Consider the following 16,575-nt stretch of genomic DNA (forward strand, 5'->3'; position numbering starts at 1 on the left):
GGCGGTCCTCGGACCCCGGGGCAACGTGAGTGGAGAGGCCGTGCCGCCCCGGCGCGTCAGTTCGTCCGGATCGGCGGACCCGCCATCCGGGCGGCGGCGTCGTGGATGAGCCGCGCGTGCAGCTCGAACAGGGACACCAGGTCGACGGAGTCGCCCTTGACCTCACGGTGCACGAACAGGCCGTCGGCGCCGGCGACGGCGTAGGTGGTCAGGGTTTCCACGGCGTCCTCGGCCAGGGCCGGGAAGAGGGTGGCGATGATCTCGGCGATGCGCCGGTGCGAGATGTCGCGGACCTGGAGGAAGACCGCACGGCCCCGGGGCTCGGTGGGGCGGCGCTCCAGCGCGAGCATCAGGCCGAGGCGCAGGAAGTCCGGGGCGGCGACCAGGGACCTGGCCACGTTCGCGGCCATCAGGGTGACCCGTTCCAGCGGGGTCCCCGCCTCGTCGCCGGGCAGGTCGACGGTCGTGAGCCAGGTTTCGAAGCTGCGCTCGATGACGGCCGCGATCAGGTCGTCCTTGTCCTTGAAGTGCCAGTAGATCGAGCTCGGGGGCAGCCCGCACTTGGCGCTGACGGCCGCGATGGAGGTGCCGTCGTAACCGCGCTCGCCGGCGATCTCGACGGTGGCGTCGAGGATGCGCTGGCGCGACTCCACCCCGTTCGCGCGCTTCCTGCGCGTCGTCTGCGGCCCGGTCATCCCTGCGCCTCTCGGAGTTCGAGGCGGTCCGGCGGGCCGCCTCTGGGATGTCCATCCTAATTGGAGCGACCCCTACAACAGGAGCCGCCTGCCGGTGGGCCCCAAGGTGCCGCGCGGCACGACGAGCGCCCTGCCCGGCCGTCGCCCACGGGCTCGTCGGGTTCCTGCCGTCCCGCAAGGGCGACCCGCGGCCACCGCGCACCTCGCGGCAGACGGCCTGACCGGACACGGGGCAGACGTTCAGGAACTGTTCAGGTGAATGCTGTCAAAGTCGGCCATAACGACCGCCTATCGCGGCCGCTCACGACAGGGCGCGCGTTCCCCCAACGCGAGCGCGCGTCCTGCGGCACGACCGAACAGGAGCCCCCCACCTTGGAGCAGTCCGAAGTCCTCAACGGTCCCGCGGACCAGGGCACGGTCACGTCGGTGACGAAGAAGCTCCCGGAGGTGACACTGGCGTTCTGGATCATGAAGATCGCCGCGACCACCCTCGGCGAGACGGCCGGCGACCTCTTCGCGCAGACCCTGAAGCTCGGCTACTTCCTCACCACGATCGCGCTGTTCCTGGTGTTCGTGGTGACGCTGGCAGCCCAGCTCCGCTCCCGCCGCCACCACCCGTTCTTCTACTGGACGGTCATCCTCTCCACCAGCATGGCCGGGACCACCGTGTCCGACTTCATGAACCGCGACGCCGGCGCCGAGTACCTGGCGGGCGGCGCCACCTCGCTCGGCTGGGGACCCCAGGGCCTCGGCCTCGGCTACCCGGTCGGCGCGGCCGTCCTGATCTCGATCCTCCTCGCCGTCTTCGCGGTCTGGAAGGCGACCGGCACGACCTTCCGGATCCGGGAGATCGTCACGCTCCGCGCCGAGATCCTGTTCTGGTCGGCGATCCTCGTCTCCAACACACTGGGCACCTCCATGGGCGACTTCCTCTCCGACAGCTCCGGCCTCGGCTACGCCGGCGGCGCGCTGCTGGTGACCGGGGCGCTCGCCGTCCTGGTCGCCCTGATCAAGGTGCCCGTCGTGCCCAACGTCCTGCTGTTCTGGATCGCGTTCGTCCTCACCCGGCCGCTCGGCGCGACCGCGGGCGACTTCCTGACCAAGCCGGTCGCCAAGGGCGGCCTGAACCTCGGCACGGCCGGTTCCTCGGCCGTCCTGCTGGCCGTCCTGCTCGGCCTCGTGGCCCACGCGCAGATCCGGGAGCGCGGGACCTCCGCCTAGGACGCGGAGAACCAGGAGCTCCGCCTTTTCCGCCCAGCACACGGAGAAGGAGGAGCGGGTCCCCGGGCCGCTCACCCGGCGGGCAGGTCGGTCAGGAAGCGGGCCCCGGAGGTGTACGCGCGATCGTGGGACACCTCGCCGCCCACGCCCCGGGCCAGGCGCCGGGCGAGGGGCAGTCCGAGGCCCGCGCCGTCGTGCCCGTCCCCGGGATCGGCGCGGCGGCCGGGCTGGAAGAGGTCGTCCACGAACGCCTCCGGTACGCCGGGGCCGTCGTCGGTGACGCTGATCCGCACCCCGCCGGGCACCGGTCGCGCGGACACGGTCACCGTGGAGCGCGCGTACCGGACCGCGTTCGTCAGAAGCGGGCTGACGATGCGTTCGAGCAGCACCGGCCGGACGGCCGCCGCCAGCTCCGGTCCCGTCGTGTCGACGACGGCTCTCACCTGTTCCGGCGCCCCGAGGCGGTCGACCAGACGGCACAGGACGGGCTCGACGGCCGTGGCGCCGGGGGCCGCCGTGGCGGCGGTGCGTGCTTCCTCCCGGGCGTCGTCCAGCAGGGTGTCGCAGATGGTGAGCATGGCCTGGGCGGCGTCGGCGATCACCTCGTGCGTGGCGCGGGTCTCGGCGGCGGAGCGCGGCCGGGCCCGCCACCAGTCCAGCTCGACGATGATCCGGGTGAGCGGGGTACGCAGTTCGTGGGACAGCTCCCCGGTCAGCTGCCGCTCGTGCCCCAGCACGGTACGGATGCGGTCCAGCAGCGCGTCCAGCGAGGCACCCAGGCTCGCGAGTTCGGCCGGGTGGTGGGCGGCACCGAAGCGTTCGTCCGACCCCGCGGCACTCCACTCGGCGGCCTGGTCGGTCATGGTCCGCACCGGACGCAGCGCCCGCCCGACGGCGAGGCGGGTCAGCGCGTAGGCGCACGCGAGCACGACGGTGTCCAGGGCCAGGGAACCCAGCAGCACCGCGGCCGCCGAGTTGCGGTACGGCGCGAGGTCCAGGGCGGTGACGACCGTCGCCGTGCCGCTGCTCCCGGCGCGGGAGCGGGCGCACAGCCGGACGGCTCCGGGATGCCCGGCCCGCACGGTCGTACAGCCACCGCCGCCCCGTACGGCGAGCCGCGCGGCGGCCTCGGTCAGGGTGCTCCCCGCGGCGGTGGCCGGGGGCTTCTCCAGCAGCCGCGTCCCGCCGTAGATCCAGACGTTGGCGTCGAGGAGCCGGTCGTTGACGGTCTCCAGGACCCGCACCCGCGGGCCGCTGGTGTCCACGGTGGTGGCGACGGCGTCCGCACGGCTGCCCAGCTCGGCGTCCGCCTGATGCCGCAGATGCCGGTCCAGCACGATGTTGAACGCCGCGGTCAGGACGGTCATCAGGAGGGCCGCGGTGGTCAGTGCCACGAGCGAGAGCCGGCCGCGCAGGGTGCGGGGGGCCAGGTGCCGCAGGAGGCGGGTCATGACAGCCGGTAGCCGATCCCGCGCGCCGTGCCCAGGCTCAGGCCGCTGCCCGCCGCGCGCAGCTTGCGGCGCAGTCGGCTCAGATACTGGTCCAGGGTGTTGTCGCTGACCTGGGCGCCGTCGGGCCAGGCGGCCCGGACCAGGTCACGGCGGCTCACGATGGCGCCTTTCGCGGCCATGAGGGTGGCCAGGAGACGGAACTCCGTCGGGGACAGCTCGACCTGGGCGTCGCCGACGCTCGCGCGGTGCCGGGTCGCGTCCAGGACCAGGTCCCCGGCCGTGGACACCGTCGGCGGGGCGGCCCGTCTGAGGGCTGCCCGCAGCCGGGCGACGAGTTCGGCGAGGTGGAACGGCTTGGACAGGTAGTCGTCGGCTCCCGCGGAGAACCCGGACAGCCGGTCGGTGAGGTGGTGACGGGCGGTCAGGAAGATGATCGGCGCCGTGAACCCGCCCGCGCGCATCGCCTGGCACACGTCCCTGCCGTCCGCGTCCGGCAGCCCGACATCGAGGACCACCGCGCCGATGCCGTCGGCGCTCAGCCGCAGGGCGCCGGCGCCGTCGGCGGCGGGCACGGGCTCGAAGCCCTCGTCGGCCAGCCCCCGGCGCAGCACGTCACGCAGCGCGTGATCGTCCTCGACGACGAGGATCTTGTGACGCATGGTCCTCCCCCGTATCCACGGCCCCGCGGCCCGCTCCGCCGAGCGGTGCTCACCCGCGTCCCTCTTCGGAAGCGGCGGCCCGTCGCCCCCGGTACACCTCGGCGAGAACGGGGACCAGCGACACGACCACGATCAGTGCCACCAGCGGCAGCAGGTACCGGTCGACGTTCGGGACGGACGAGCCCAGCGCGTATCCCGCGAGGGTGAGACCGACACTCCACACGAGTCCGCCGGCGATCTGCCACTGGGTGAACGTCCGCACCGGCACCTGGAGCGCGCCCGCCATCGGATTGAGCACCGTCCGCACCACCGGCACGAAGCGTGCCAGCACGATGGCCTTCGCGTGGCCGTACCGGTCGAGGAACTCCTCCGCGCGCGTCACCCCTTCGCGCAGACGCCGGGAGCGGCTGCGTGCCAGCAGTGTCCCGCCGGCCTTCCGGCCGATCAGGTATCCGAACTGCGCCCCGGCCAGCGCACCCAGGGCCGCCGCCACGAGCAGCGGGCCCAGGGACAGGTGCAGACCGCCCCGCGCCGAGCCGGTGCACAGCAGGCCGGCGGTGAACAGCAGCGAGTCGCCCGGCAGGAAGAACCCGACCAGCAGTCCCGTCTCCGCGAACATCACCACCCCGACGCCCAGCACGCCGAAGGCCGCCAGCAGTGAATGGGCGTCGAGCACGTTCACGGCCAGCTGAGACGCGGCGAGGATCGGAGCGGTCATGAACGGGGCCCTTTCCGGCGGACGGCTTCACACGGCACCTCGGCGACTACAGCCCTGTAGACGTCGTAGGGAACTCTAGACGATCTCCGGGCCCGGTCGTCCCGATGCCGCTCTCGGGGCACGAGCCTCTACACAATGTAGTAGAGGACTCCCGGTCGCCCGAATCCGCGAAACCGGCCTCCATATCACCTGCTCAACCACCTCGACCAGGCGTTTTGCCGAGGCGTACAGGTTGCGTTCAGGTTCGGGCGGCGGACGTGAAACTCATGCACCAGAGGCGCCAAAGCCTTGGCAAAGACATCTGTGGCGCCGGGAGCCCGGCGTGTCATCGTGCCGCCCATGACCACAGAGCACCTCCTGGACGACCGTCCCCGCGTTCCCCTCCGCACCATGGCGAACAAGGTGCCGGAAGTGACCGTCTACTTCTGGATCATCAAGGTGCTCACCACCGGGATGGGCGAGACCGCCTCGGACCTGCTGGCCCGGCTCCTCGGCCCGGTTCCGGCCGTCGGCCTCGGCGGTCTCGCCCTGGCCGCCTCGCTGGCCGTGCAGTTCGCCGTGCGCCGCTATGTCGCCTGGGTGTACTGGACCGCCGTCGTCATGGTCAGCGTGTTCGGCACCATGGCGGCGGACGTCCTGCACGTCGGTCTCGGCGTGCCCTACACGCTGTCCACGCCCTTCTTCCTCGTCGTGCTGGCCGCGGTCTTCGCCCTCTGGTACGCCGTCGAGCGGACCCTGTCCATCCACGGCATCCGCACCCGCCGCCGGGAGGTGTTCTACTGGGCGGCCGTCCTCGCCACCTTCGCCCTCGGCACCGCCGCCGGCGACCTGACCGCCACCATCGGCCTCGGCTACCTCGGCTCGGTGGTCCTCTTCGCCGTCGCGATCTGCCTGCCCGCCGTCGCCCACCGGGGCGGTGTCCTGAGCGCCGTACCCGCCTTCTGGACGGCCTACGTCATCACCCGCCCGCTCGGCGCCTCGCTCGCCGACTGGATGGCGGTCGGCCACACCCGGGGCGGACTCGGCCTGGGCCTGGCACCGGTAACCCTCGCCTGGACGGTGGCCATCGCCTGCTTCGTCGGCTACCTGGCCGTCTCCCGCCGGGACACGTCCGCTCTCGACGCGGCCTGAGCGGCCGCCGGGAAACGGTTCCGCCGGCGCCCGGCCCGGGACGCCGGGGGCCCGCGTCCTTCCGGGCGCCCCGACAGCGTTGCGACGACGGCGAGTTGGGGGAGCGCCGCGCGGAACCGCCGGTGCACGTGGTGCTCTCGGGCTCGGCGCGGTCGCCTCCGGCGCCCCGTCGGGGGTCAGGCGGCGGCAACTCGCCCTGCGACGCGGCCCGTCACGTCACGTCGTGGGACGCGTCCGCTTGCCGGGCGGGCGTTCTCAGCTGCAGGTGAGGCGGCCGGCGGCTGCCTTGGCCGTGAGGATGCGGTGTACGGAGGCGGTGACCTTGGCGCGGAAGGAGGCGTCCCGCGCCATCTGGGCCTGCACCCCCTGCACCATCGCCGGCACGGTGGACGCCTTGACCGTGAGGACCATGTCACCGCCGGCGCCGATGAACTGCACCGCCCGCTGCGCCGGGGTGTAGGCGCGAACCGCGACCGCCTGGCCGAGGTCGTCGGAGATGACGACTCCCTTGAAGCCGAACTTGGTGCGCAGCAGCGAGTTGATGACGGTCGGTGAGAAAGCGGCCAGGTGCTTCGAGTCGATCTTGGTGTACTTCGCCGACGAGATCATCACGAACGGCGCACCCGCCTTGATCCCGCTCTGGAACGGCTGGAGGCTCGAACTGGAGGCGGTGGTCACCGAGTCGACGACGTTCGCGGTGGTGTCGGTGTTGCCGATGACCTGGCCCAGTCCGGGGAAGTGCTTGAACGTGGTCATCACCCCGGCGGTGCGGAAGCCCGCCGCGAAGGCGCCGGTGTGCGAGGTAACGACGGCGGGGGTATGACCGTACTCGCGGTAGAAGTGGCCGATGGGAGCGTTGCGGGTGCCGAGGCCCGCGGGCACCACGTCGGCGACCGGGGCCAGGTTGAGGTCCAGGCCCGCCGCCTTGAGCTGCCGCGCCCAGGTCTCGGCACGGCTGCGCAGGGTCGTCGTGCTCCAGGTGCCCTGGGTCAGGGCGTTGGGCATGACCGAGAAGCCGGGCCCGCTGAGCACCTGGACCTGGCCGCCCTCCTGGTCGGTGGAGACGAGCATCCCGACCTGCCGGCCGCCGACCGTCTCGGACTGCTTGCGGATCGCGTCGACCACTTTTCGGGTGGCGGTGGTTCCGGCGGAGCTGCGCCCGGTGAGCATGACGGACCCGACGTGGTAGGTGCGCAGCGTCCGCAGGTCCGACGCGCTCGGCCGGGAGGCGGAGACGCCGCCCATGAACAGCTGGCCGACGCGCTGGGCCTGGCTCATTCCCGCGTAGACCGTGTCGGCGCAGCCGGCGGCGGAGGCGGTGGACACGCGCGGGGCGGTCGCCCCCGCGGCCGGCACGGTGCACACACCGGCGGCGAGCACGGCGGTGAGGAGTCCGACAGTGGTGCGCCGTGCGGCGCACCCACACGTACGCGGGCGTGCAGGTGTCCCCATGCTGCGCTCCTGACTGGTCCGGGTGAACGCCACGGAGACCACCGGGCCGACGGACGTCGTCGGACCGCATGGCCGCGATCACTCCATACGCCTCCAACGGTACGCCGAACGGGTGCTGTCGGCACGTGGGGGAGCCGTTGTCCCGGGCCGCGAGGGCGTCCCGGGACAACGGCTCCGGCGGGCGAGCGGGGAAGGTCAGGGGATGAGCCGCCACTGGTCGATGTACCCGACGTCGATCGCGGCGTGGTCCTGGACGCGGAGTCTCCAGGTACCGGTCAGGGGCTGTGCGGAGGCGTCGACGGTGAAGGTCTGGTCGACGTTGTCGGCGGAGCCGCCACTGCGGTTCAGGAGCGAGTAGACCGTTCCGCCGGGGCCGACCAGATCGACCGTCAGGTCACCCCGGTAGGTGTGGATGATCTTCACGTAGACCTGGGTGGTCGCCGAGGCGTTGCCGGTGCGACCGGTGACGGTGACCGGGGACTCCACCGCGGCGCCGTTGTCGGGGATGTCGACGCGGGTGGCGCTGGCGTAGACGTAGGCCACCTCCCACGAGAAGCTCACGCTGCTGACGGCGCCCGTGTCGTCGGTGACGGTGATGGTGACGTGGTTGGTGCCGAGGGTGGTCGGGGTGCCCGAGATCAGGCCCGTGTCGCTCATCGTCAGGCCGTCCGGCAGGCCGGTCGCCGTGTACGTCAGCCCCGCGCCGGAGTTCGTGGTGTAGGCGTCCGTCTGGAGGGACACGGCCTGCCCGATGCCGCTGATCTGGTCCGCGACCGGCGCCACGTTGACACCCGGCGCGATCCGCCGGCCCACGTTGATGGCCGCCCACGCGTCGGCCACGGCCAGGTAGGAGGGGCTGTAGGCGCCGAACAGGTCGGCCGCGGCCTGGAGGGTCGCCGTCCGGGCGCCCGCGTAGTCCGTGCTGGACGTCATGTACGTGCTGAGCGCCCGGTACCAGACGCGCTGGGCGTTGTCGATGCCGATGCCCGCCACCGCAAGGCCGTCGTAGGTGGGGCTGTCGTAGGCGACCCCGTTGACGGTCTTCGCTCCGCTGCCCTCGGAGAGCAGGTAGAAGAAGTGGTTGGCCGGGCCGGAGGAGTAGTGGACGTCGAGGCCGCCCAGCGACGGGCTCCAGTAGTCGCTGGACGCACCGTCCTTGGAGGGCTTGTCCATGTAACGCAGCGGGGTTCCGTCGCCGTTGATGTCGATCTTCTCGCCGACCAGGTAGTCCGGGACGTCGGCCGGCAGGTTCTCGTGGAACTCGACGGCGGCGGCGAAGATGTCGGAGGTCGCCTCGTTCAGGCCGCCCGACTCGCCGGAGTAGGTGAGCCCCGCGGTGGCCGCGGTGACTCCGTGGCTCATCTCGTGGGCGGCCACGTCGAGCGCGGTGAGCGGGTGGGTGTTGCCCGCGCCGTCGCCGTACGTCATGCAGAAGCAGCTGTCCTGCCAGAAGGCGTTGACGTAGTTGTTGCCGTAGTGGGCGCGGCTGTAGGCGGCGACCCCGTCGTTGCGTATGCCGTTGCGGCCGAAGACGTCCTTGTAGTAGTCCCAGGTGGCCGCCGCGCCGAAGGCGACGTCCACGCCTGCGGTCTGCCGGTTGGCCGGGGTGCCGTCGCCCCAGACATCGTTGTCGTCGGTGAAGAGCGTGCCGGTGCCGGAGGTGCCCTGGTTCAGGTCGTAGGTGCGGTGTCCGGCGCGGTCGCCGTCGACGAGCTGGTAGGTCGAGCCGGAGAGCGTGGTGCCGAGGGGCACGGTCCCGTCGAACTGGCCGGTGCCGGTGCCGGTTTCGACGCCCTGGTACCGGAAGAGCTGTTTTCCGGACCGCGCGTCGGTGATGACGTGGAGTTCGTTGGGGGTGCCGTCGTCCTGGCGGCCTCCGACGACGGACTCCCAGGCCAGGGCGGGACGGCCCGAGGCGGCCCAGACGACCAGACGCGGGGGGCCGTCGAGCGCGGGACGTTCGGCGCCGGACTTCGCCGCGGCGGTGAGGGCCTGCGTCTTGGCCGCGGCCGGGGAGATCTTCGCCCTGGTGGACGGGAGCGTCGGCGCGGCCTTCGTGGCCCGCGACACCGTGAGGCGGCCGCCGCCGTCGTGGACGATCAGGTCGCCGCCGAGGACGGGCAGGCCCCGGTAGGTGCGTTCGTAGCGGGTGTGCGTCGTGCCGTCGGCGTCCTGGCTCACGTCCTTGACGAGCAACTTCTCGTCGGCGCCGAGGCCGAGGGTCCTCGCGGTGTCCGGGGCGTCGGTCGCGGCGGCCTTGAGCAGCGCCGTGCGCTTCGCCGGCGAGAGCCGGGCGGGGGCCGCGCCGGCGTCGGGGGTGGCCAGGATCTTGGCGGGGGCGTGGCCGCCGGACGCGGCCACGGCGGTGCCTTGCTGGATTCCGGCCACGAGCAGGGCACTTGTGACGCTCAGGGCGAAGGCCACGCTGTGTCTGGTGCGACGGTGGTGACGGTCCTGCCGGAGCATGCGTTCTCCTTCTGTGGGGTGATCGGGCCCGGTGGGGCCCGGGAGAGCGGGTCGGCCTGGTGAGGCCGTCCGGCGGCGCGCGGGTGAAGGCAGGGGTCGGGAAAGGGAATTGTGTGAGACACCTGTGTACAGGCGGTGAACTGTTCGCAGAGCAGATTGACACCCGGAAAGCGGAACTGTCATGACCGCATCAGAACAACGGCTTGAACTGGCGGTTGCGAGCGGCGGGTTCGACGGCCTGAACAGTGGTTTTCAGCCGTCGGTCCGGCGCGGCTCCGGGAGCCGTCGCCCTTCGCCGAGCCGCGCAGGCGGCACCGCTGCCGCCTGCCGCGCACGGACAGCCGGGCGTTGCGGTGGGTGGGCCGGGGAGGGCCGCCGTGCGGTGCGGATTCGACACCTGCCTCACCGGCGGGGGCCTTCGCCACGGTCGGACACGGGCGGCGTCAGCGACGTTCGTGATCAGTGTCTCCGGCCGGTCCGGGCTGCTCCGGGTGACCGGTGGTGGTGAAGCGTCTGCGGTAGTGGGTCGGGGTGGTGTCCAGGTGGCGGGCGAAGGCGCGGCGCAGGGTCTCGTCGCTGCCGAGGCCGCTGTGCTGGGCGGCCGAGGTGACGCTGTGGCCCTCCAGGAGGAGTTGCCGGGCGCGGTCCAGGCGGACCCGCTCCACCCAGCGTGCCGGGGTGATGCCCAGTTCGGCGGTGAACAGCCGGGTCAGATGCCGCGGGCTGACGGCGGCGGACGCGGCCATTGCGGGCAGGCTGTGGTCGGCGCCCGGGTCGGCGAGGACGGACGCGATCAGGGTGCGGAGCAGGTCGCTGCGGGCGGGGGGTGTGGTGATGGCCGTGGAGAACTGCGACTGGCCGCCGGGCCGTTGCAGGAAGACGACCAGTTCGCGGGCGATGTCCCGCGCCACGGCGGCGCCGTGGTCGTCCTCCACCAGGGCGAGGGTCAGGTCGATGCCCGCGCTGATGCCCGCCGAGGTGACGTACCGTCCGTCGCGGATGTGGATGGCGTCCGGCTCGACCCGTACCCGGGGGTATCGGCGAGCGAACGTGGCCGCGTGCCGCCAGTGGGTCGTCGCGCGTCGGCCGTCGAGCAGGCCCAGCTCGCCCAGCACGAACGCACCCGTGCACACCGAGGCGACCCTGCGGGCCCGCTCGGTGAGGTCACGGGCCGTGCCGAGCAGCGCGTCGTCGATCGGCTGCTCGGCGAGCCGGTCACCCCCGGCCACCAGGACCGTGTCGACCGGACCGGCGTCGGCCGCCCGGACCGTGCCGGTCAGCGCCAGGCCGGCGGACGTGGTCACCGTGCCGCCCTCCGGCGAGACCAGCACCAGCTCGTAGGGGGCGGCGAGCCTGCCCGCCTGGTGCAGCACCTCCGACGGACCGCTGACGTCGAGCATGGTCACCCCCTCGAAGACCACAAAGCCCACCCGATGCGTCATGTCCGAATCCGTGGTTTTCCTGGCGGCAGAGACATGGCCCAGCCTACGGCCCCCGAAGAACCCTGGAGGCACATCACCCGTCCGGCATGGAGGCTGAGGAACGATGAGCGAAGAGATCGCAGGCGTGCGGATCCCCGACACCGCCCTGGTGCGGGAGGCCACCGAACTGGTCCGTGACGTCGCCACCCCGCTGGTGTTCGACCACTCCCGGCGGGTCTTCCTGTGGGGCTCACTGCGCGGCCGGGCCCTGGGGCTGGCCTTCGACCCCGAGCTGCTGTACGTCGGCGCGATGTTCCACGACCTGGGGCTCACCAAGAGCCTGCGCCGCACCGACCAGCGTTTCGAGATCGACGGCGCCGACGAGGCCCGCGCCTTCCTGCACGCCCACGGCATCACCGGTGAGCCCGCGGACCGGGTCTGGACGGGCATCGCCCTGCACACCACCCCGGAGATCCCGCTGCACATGGCGCCCGAGATCGCCCTGGTGACCCGCGGCGTCGAGCTTGACGTGCTGGGCATCGGCTACCACGAGGTCACCGACGAGCAGCGTGCGGCGGTCGTCGCGGCCCACCCGCGCCCCGACTTCAAGAACCAGATCCTGGCCGCCTTCACCGAGGGCCTCCAGGACCGCCCCGACACCACCTTCGGCAACGTCAAGGCCGACGTGCTCGCCCACTACGTCCCCGGCTTCCGGCGCGGCGACTTCGTCGAGGTCATCCAGGGCTCCGTCTGGCCCGAGTGACCCGCCGGTGACAGGGGTTACCCGGACGGCGGTCCGAGCAGCCCCTCCACGATGTCGCGGAGGGGACCCAGGAGGTCCTCGGGTGTCGCGTCGGCCAGCGGCCGCAGGCCCACGGCGGAGCGTACGACGGCGACACCGACGCCGAGGGCGACCAGGAGCTCCGCCCGCAGTTCGGCGTCGGGTGCCGGCGCGGCACCCGACGCTTCCAGCACCTGCCGGCCGAACTCCGCCAGGGCCCGTCGGCGCAGTTCCGTCACCTGTTCGTCGCCGGAGTCGCGCAGCAGCATCAGCACCGGATGCTCCCCGAACTCCGTCCACGCCCCGGCCGCCAGCTGCCGGCTGAGCGCCTCGGCCAGCGCGGCCCGGCCGCGCGGCAACCCGCTCCCCTCGCCCAGGAACCGGGGCGCCGTCGCCAGCGCCGCCTTGAACAGGCCCTCCTTGGAACCGAAGTACCGCTTGACGAGCGCCAGGTTGACCCCGGCGTCCGCGGCGACGTCGCGCAGCGTCGTACGGTCGTAGCCCAGCCGCGTGAACCGGGTGCGGGCTGCCACCAGCAGGGCCCGCCGGGTCGCCGAGGCGTCCCGGCGCCGAGGCCCGTCGGCCGGCCGGCCGGTCACGTCGTCCGTTGACACAGCGGCTCCTCTCGTCAACGCCACCCGGGCCTTCGGCGGCGGAGGCCCCGCCACCAAGTAATCATGCGTTGACATGGTCCCTCGGCGCGGGTTACGTTGCCAAGTAATCACTTGATGACTAAGGGGGCCGCGTGGAAGGAACAGAGCCGTGCCCCAGCAAGCCCTCCTCGTCATGGATGTCCAGCAGGTCGTCGTCAACCGTTTTCCCGACGGCGCGTACCTGCCCCGCCTGAGCAAGGCGATCGACGCCGCCCGGGCCGCCGACGTCCCGGTGATCTACGTGGTCGTCGGCTTCCGCCCGGGCTACCCGGAGGTCAGCGCCCGCAACAAGATGTTCCGCGGCCTCGTGGGCGCCGCGACACGGCCGGCCGGGGAGGACATGGCGATCCAGGTCCACCCGGAGGTGGCTCCCGCGCCCGGCGAGCCGGTCGTCACCAAGCGGCGGGTCAGCGCCTTCGCCGGCAGCGACCTCGACATGGTGCTGCGGGCCGGCGAGATCGGTCACCTCGTCCTCGCCGGCATCTCCACCAGCGGTGTCGTGCTGTCCACCCTGCGCCAGGCCGCCGACCTCGACTTCGAGCTCACCGTGCTGTCCGACGGCTGCCTCGACTCCGACCCGGAGGTGCACCGGGTGCTCACGGAGAAGGTCTTCCCCAAGCAGGCCGACGTCATGACCGTCGACGCGTGGACGGCGGCGCTCTGAGCGCGCTCCGGCCGTCCGGTCCGAACCGTCAGGCGAGGGTCACCTCCACCGGCAGCCGCTTGATGCCGTTCACGAAGTTCGACCGCACCCGCGGCACCTCGCCGGCCAGGCGGATGCCGGCCAGCCGGGGGATCAGCTCCTCGAACATGATCCGGATCTCGGTGCGTGCGAGCAGGTTGCCCAGGCACAGGTGCGGACTGCCCTTGCCGAAGGTGACATGGTCGTTGTTCTGCCGGGCCACGTCGAAGTCGTACGGGTTGCCGAAGACCTCCTCGTCGCGGTTGCCCGAGGCGTACCACATGACGACCTTGTCGCCTTCCCTGATCCGCTTGCCGCCGAGCTCGACGTCACGGGTGGCGGTACGGCGGAAGTGGTAGACCGGGGAGGCCCAGCGCAGGAACTCCTCCACCGCCGTCGGGATCAGTGACGGGTCGTCCCTGAGGCGGGCCAGCTGCTCGGGGTGCTGGAGCAGGGCCAGCATCGAGTGGGTGATGGTGTGCCGGGTGGTCTCGTTGCCGGCCACCACCAGCAGCAGGAAGTAGTTGTCGAAGTCCTGCGCGGAGAGCGGGACCCCGTCGCGCGGGGTGGTGTTGACCAGCTTGGAGACCAGGTCCGTCCCGGCGCCGCCGCGCCGCTGCCGGGCCAGCTCCCGCCCGTAGGCGAAGACCTCGAGCGAGGCGGGGGAACGGAACGGCAGGTCGCGGTACTTCTCGCTCTCCGCACTGTGCAGCAGGACGTCCGCGTAGTCGGGGTCGGTGTTGCCGATGATGCGGTTGCCCCAGTCGATGAGCTGCTGGGTGTCCTCCGGCGGCACGTCGAGGAGCCGGGCCAGGACGTTGATGGGGAAGTCCGCGGAGACGTCCTTGACGAAGTCGAAGGTCCCCTTCGCCAGTGCCGCGTCCAGCGTCTTCGCCGTCAGCCCGCGCAGGAAGTCGGTGTAGCCGCCGATGACCCCCGCTCCGAACTGCCGCTGGATCACGCTGCGCAGGGCGCGGTGGCGGACCCCGTCCAGCTCCAGGATCGAGGCGCGTTTGCGGATCTGGTCCTCGTCCAGCTCCTCAAGGTTCACGAACCGGCTGGAGGTGAACGTCTCGGCGTCCCGGTCGACGCGTGCGATGTCGGCGTGCCGGGTCACCGCCCAGAAACCGGAGTTGGGCGCCTCCTCCGGCTGCCAGTGCACCGGGTCCTCGTGGCGCAGGGTGTGGAACATCCGCCAGGGAGTGACCCCGTCGGTGAAGTTGTCGAGGTTCGCGAGGTCGACGTCGGCGAGGCGCATGGCCTCGACGCCGGTGGCAGTGGTCATCGCTGGTCCTTCCCAGGGGTCACTGTGGTCGCTGATGGTCACAGGTGGTAGGCGTACTCGGTGAACTCCCAGTCGGTGACGTGCCGTTGGAAGCGTTCGACCTCGTTGCGCTTGTAGGAGACGTACGACGTGGTGAAGTCCTTGCCGAGCAGCTCGGCCAGCGCGGTGTCCGCCTCCAGCGCGTCCAGCGCGGCGGACAGGTCCGCCGGCAGCAGGGCCGCCTTCGTGGTGTCGTACCCGTAGCCCTCCAGCGGGGCGGGCGGCTCCTCGCCGGCCAGGACACCGAGGAGCGCGGCGGCCGCGGTCGCGGCGATCGCCAGATACGGGTTGGCGCTGGCGTCCCCGAGCCGCAGTTCGAGCCGGGCGCCGGCGCCGCGCTCCGGCGGCACGCGGACCATCGTGCTGCGGTTGTCCAGGCCCCAGTCGATCAGCCAGGGGGCGAGGGTGTCGGGCCCGAAGCGTTTGTACGAGTTGACGGTCGGGTTCAGCAGCGCGGCCAGGGCGGGCGCGTGCGCGAGGAGGCCGGCGATCGAGTGCCGGGCGGCTGCCGACAGGCCGTACCCGCCGGCCGGGTCGTCGAAGGCGTTGCCGCCCTCGGCGCCGGTGCAGGAGAGATGCAGGTGGAAGCCGGAGCCGCCCGCGTCGTTGAAGGGCTTCGCCATGAAGGTGGCGAGCCGCCCCTCGTGCCGGGCCAGCTCCTTCACCGCGGCCTTGAAACGGAACGCCCGGTCGGCCGCGGACAGTGCCTCCGAGTGCAGCAGGTTGATCTCGAACTGCCCGCCGTCGAACTCGTGGTTCCCGCTCAGCACCCCGATGCGCAGGTCGCGTACCTGCCGCAGGGTGCGCAGCAGATGGTTGTCGGGGTCGGCGCGCAGGCCGGCGGTGTAGACGACACCCGGGGTGCCGCCGTAGCGCCGCCAGCCGCCGGTCTGGTCCGGTTCGCACAGGAAGTACTCGAGTTCGGGTCCGACCACCGGGCTCAGCCCGTGTTCCCGGCAGCGATCGAGTACCGACCGCAGCACGTCGCGGGGTGACTCGGGGGCGGGCGCCCCGGTGGCCGGATCGGTCACGTCGGCCAGGCAGGCCGCCACGCCCGGCTCCCAGGGCAGCGCGACCAGGGTGCCGAGGTCCGGCCGTACGCAGACGTCCGGCAGACCGGCGTCCAGACCGCCGCTGACCGGGACCACGTGCCCCTGCGGACTGGTGTGGTAGACGGCCCGGCAGAACGCCAGCCCGTGCTCCAGGGCCCGCGGCAGCTCCTCCACGAGCACGTCACGTGCCCGGTCCGTGCCGATCAGGTCCGGATACGTCACCCGGACGACATCGATGCCGTCGGCGGCGAGCCGGTCCAGCTGCCGGCGGACTTCTGCGTGGTCGTGATCGCTCACCGTTGTCTCCTCGGGCGGACGGACGTCGGGACACCACCCGAGGGGCCGGGACCGGGAGGGCCGAGAGGCCCGGGGCCGGAAGGCAGGTGGTGAGGGGGAGAGCCGAAGGGGCGGCCGGCTGCGATGCCGTCGGCGGCTTCCGGCCTGTCGTTTGAAGCCAAACGGTAGGCAGGGGTACACCCGACCGCAAGGGGTCGGCGCAAAGAATTTATCCATACGGATAGGTATTGACCAGGGGGTGGCCGCTGCCTACCTTGTTTGAAGCCAAACGAGTCCGGGGCGCGGTCCGCCGCATCCCGTTGGCAGGGCCCGGCCGGCAGGACCGGCCGGGCCCACTTCCTCCCCCTCTCCCTTCGCTACCCGCTCCCTCAGGAGGACCGGCCATGAAGGTCGTCGTCGACATGAACAAGTGCCAGGACCACGGCCAGTGCGTCTTCGCCGCCCCCGACGTCTTCTCCCTGGACGACGCCGGCCACCTCGCCTACGTCAGCGACCCGGACGACGCGCTGCGCGAGGAGGTCGAGGAAGCGGCCGACGTCTGCCCGCTCCAGGCCATCCGGATCGAGGTCTGA

The 16,575-nt window shown here is 72.0% G+C and carries 15 protein-coding genes; 5 read left to right on the forward strand and 10 right to left on the reverse strand.

Features of this window, described 5'->3' with window-relative positions; translation table 11 throughout:
• Window positions 1-56: 56 nt before the first annotated feature.
• Window positions 57-695 (reverse strand): TetR/AcrR family transcriptional regulator, encoded by a 639-nt coding sequence (locus LQ326_RS09055; RefSeq protein ID WP_181801604.1) that lies wholly within the window; start codon window positions 693-695, stop codon window positions 57-59.
• A gap of 372 nt (window positions 696-1,067) precedes the next feature.
• Here LQ326_RS09055 and LQ326_RS09060 point away from each other — a divergent pair, with 372 nt between their 5' ends.
• A complete protein-coding gene (locus LQ326_RS09060; protein WP_234534446.1) occupies window positions 1,068-1,916 on the forward strand; it encodes a COG4705 family protein in 849 nt (282 codons plus the stop codon).
• A gap of 71 nt (window positions 1,917-1,987) precedes the next feature.
• Here the strand turns inward: LQ326_RS09060 and LQ326_RS09065 are convergent, their stop codons facing one another.
• The 3 genes from LQ326_RS09065 to LQ326_RS09075 are packed head-to-tail and all read right to left on the reverse strand — an operon-like array spanning window position 1,988 to window position 4,744.
• Complete coding sequence (locus LQ326_RS09065; RefSeq protein ID WP_234534448.1) at window positions 1,988-3,367, reverse strand: sensor histidine kinase; 1,380 nt, start codon at window positions 3,365-3,367, stop codon at window positions 1,988-1,990.
• The gene (locus tag LQ326_RS09070) at window positions 3,364-4,026 is read right to left on the reverse strand and encodes a response regulator transcription factor (protein WP_234534450.1); all 663 of its coding nucleotides are present in this window, start codon (window positions 4,024-4,026) and stop codon (window positions 3,364-3,366) included. Before LQ326_RS09070 ends, LQ326_RS09065 begins: the two co-directional genes overlap by 4 nt.
• 49 nt (window positions 4,027-4,075) lie before the next feature.
• On the reverse strand, window positions 4,076-4,744 hold the full coding sequence (locus LQ326_RS09075; RefSeq protein WP_234534451.1) for a DedA family protein: 669 nt from the start codon (window positions 4,742-4,744) through the stop codon (window positions 4,076-4,078).
• A 339-nt stretch (window positions 4,745-5,083) separates the two neighbouring features.
• Between LQ326_RS09075 and LQ326_RS09080 the strand changes: the two genes are divergently transcribed.
• Window positions 5,084-5,875, forward strand: a complete 792-nt coding sequence (locus LQ326_RS09080) for a COG4705 family protein (protein WP_234534453.1) — start codon at window positions 5,084-5,086, stop codon at window positions 5,873-5,875.
• Window positions 5,876-6,130: 255 nt separating this feature from the next.
• Here LQ326_RS09080 and LQ326_RS09085 read toward each other — a convergent pair whose 3' ends face one another.
• The 3 genes from LQ326_RS09085 to LQ326_RS09095 all read right to left on the reverse strand — a co-directional run bounded on the left by LQ326_RS09085 (window position 6,131) and on the right by LQ326_RS09095 (window position 11,235).
• The gene (locus tag LQ326_RS09085; protein ID WP_234534454.1) at window positions 6,131-7,327 is read right to left on the reverse strand and encodes a glycoside hydrolase family 3 N-terminal domain-containing protein; all 1,197 of its coding nucleotides are present in this window, start codon (window positions 7,325-7,327) and stop codon (window positions 6,131-6,133) included.
• A gap of 195 nt (window positions 7,328-7,522) precedes the next feature.
• Window positions 7,523-9,793: a M4 family metallopeptidase gene (locus LQ326_RS09090; RefSeq protein ID WP_234534456.1), complete on the reverse strand. Its 2,271-nt coding sequence runs from the start codon at window positions 9,791-9,793 to the stop codon at window positions 7,523-7,525.
• Window positions 9,794-10,236: 443 nt separating this feature from the next.
• Complete coding sequence (locus tag LQ326_RS09095) at window positions 10,237-11,235, reverse strand: GlxA family transcriptional regulator (RefSeq protein ID WP_234534458.1); 999 nt, start codon at window positions 11,233-11,235, stop codon at window positions 10,237-10,239.
• A gap of 103 nt (window positions 11,236-11,338) precedes the next feature.
• Here LQ326_RS09095 and LQ326_RS09100 point away from each other — a divergent pair, with 103 nt between their 5' ends.
• On the forward strand, window positions 11,339-11,977 hold the full coding sequence (locus LQ326_RS09100; protein ID WP_234534460.1) for an HD domain-containing protein: 639 nt from the start codon (window positions 11,339-11,341) through the stop codon (window positions 11,975-11,977).
• A 17-nt stretch (window positions 11,978-11,994) separates the two neighbouring features.
• Here LQ326_RS09100 and LQ326_RS09105 read toward each other — a convergent pair whose 3' ends face one another.
• Window positions 11,995-12,609: a TetR/AcrR family transcriptional regulator gene (locus LQ326_RS09105; RefSeq protein ID WP_234534462.1), complete on the reverse strand. Its 615-nt coding sequence runs from the start codon at window positions 12,607-12,609 to the stop codon at window positions 11,995-11,997.
• Window positions 12,610-12,757: 148 nt separating this feature from the next.
• Between LQ326_RS09105 and LQ326_RS09110 the strand changes: the two genes are divergently transcribed.
• Window positions 12,758-13,312, forward strand: a complete 555-nt coding sequence (locus tag LQ326_RS09110) for a cysteine hydrolase family protein (protein ID WP_234534465.1) — start codon at window positions 12,758-12,760, stop codon at window positions 13,310-13,312.
• A gap of 28 nt (window positions 13,313-13,340) precedes the next feature.
• Here LQ326_RS09110 and LQ326_RS09115 read toward each other — a convergent pair whose 3' ends face one another.
• Both LQ326_RS09115 and LQ326_RS09120 read right to left on the reverse strand, forming a co-directional pair.
• Window positions 13,341-14,615 (reverse strand): cytochrome P450, encoded by a 1,275-nt coding sequence (locus LQ326_RS09115; RefSeq protein ID WP_234534467.1) that lies wholly within the window; start codon window positions 14,613-14,615, stop codon window positions 13,341-13,343.
• Between the two features lie 38 nt (window positions 14,616-14,653).
• Window positions 14,654-16,003 (reverse strand): glutamine synthetase family protein, encoded by a 1,350-nt coding sequence (locus tag LQ326_RS09120; RefSeq protein WP_234534469.1) that lies wholly within the window; start codon window positions 16,001-16,003, stop codon window positions 14,654-14,656.
• A gap of 383 nt (window positions 16,004-16,386) precedes the next feature.
• Here LQ326_RS09120 and LQ326_RS09125 point away from each other — a divergent pair, with 383 nt between their 5' ends.
• The gene (locus LQ326_RS09125) at window positions 16,387-16,575 is read left to right on the forward strand and encodes a ferredoxin (RefSeq protein WP_234534471.1); all 189 of its coding nucleotides are present in this window, start codon (window positions 16,387-16,389) and stop codon (window positions 16,573-16,575) included.

The organism is Streptomyces shenzhenensis (genome assembly GCF_021462265.1).
Classification (GTDB): domain Bacteria; phylum Actinomycetota; class Actinomycetes; order Streptomycetales; family Streptomycetaceae; genus Streptomyces; species Streptomyces shenzhenensis.

Excerpts from the sequence above, each read along its gene's own strand:
- LQ326_RS09055 (WP_181801604.1), bottom strand. The coding sequence starts at position 695 with ATGACCGGGCCGCAGACGACGCGCAGGAAGCGCGCGAACGGGGTGGAG.
- LQ326_RS09065 (WP_234534448.1), bottom strand. The coding sequence starts at position 3,367 with ATGACCCGCCTCCTGCGGCACCTGGCCCCCCGCACCCTGCGCGGCCGG.
- LQ326_RS09070 (WP_234534450.1), bottom strand. The coding sequence starts at position 4,026 with ATGCGTCACAAGATCCTCGTCGTCGAGGACGATCACGCGCTGCGTGAC.
- LQ326_RS09075 (WP_234534451.1), bottom strand. The coding sequence starts at position 4,744 with ATGACCGCTCCGATCCTCGCCGCGTCTCAGCTGGCCGTGAACGTGCTC.
- LQ326_RS09080 (WP_234534453.1), top strand. The coding sequence starts at position 5,084 with ATGACCACAGAGCACCTCCTGGACGACCGTCCCCGCGTTCCCCTCCGC.
- LQ326_RS09085 (WP_234534454.1), bottom strand. The coding sequence starts at position 7,327 with ATGGGGACACCTGCACGCCCGCGTACGTGTGGGTGCGCCGCACGGCGC.
- LQ326_RS09090 (WP_234534456.1), bottom strand. The coding sequence starts at position 9,793 with ATGCTCCGGCAGGACCGTCACCACCGTCGCACCAGACACAGCGTGGCC.
- LQ326_RS09095 (WP_234534458.1), bottom strand. The coding sequence starts at position 11,235 with ATGACGCATCGGGTGGGCTTTGTGGTCTTCGAGGGGGTGACCATGCTC.
- LQ326_RS09100 (WP_234534460.1), top strand. The coding sequence starts at position 11,339 with ATGAGCGAAGAGATCGCAGGCGTGCGGATCCCCGACACCGCCCTGGTG.
- LQ326_RS09115 (WP_234534467.1), bottom strand. The coding sequence starts at position 14,615 with ATGACCACTGCCACCGGCGTCGAGGCCATGCGCCTCGCCGACGTCGAC.
- LQ326_RS09125 (WP_234534471.1), top strand. The coding sequence starts at position 16,387 with ATGAAGGTCGTCGTCGACATGAACAAGTGCCAGGACCACGGCCAGTGC.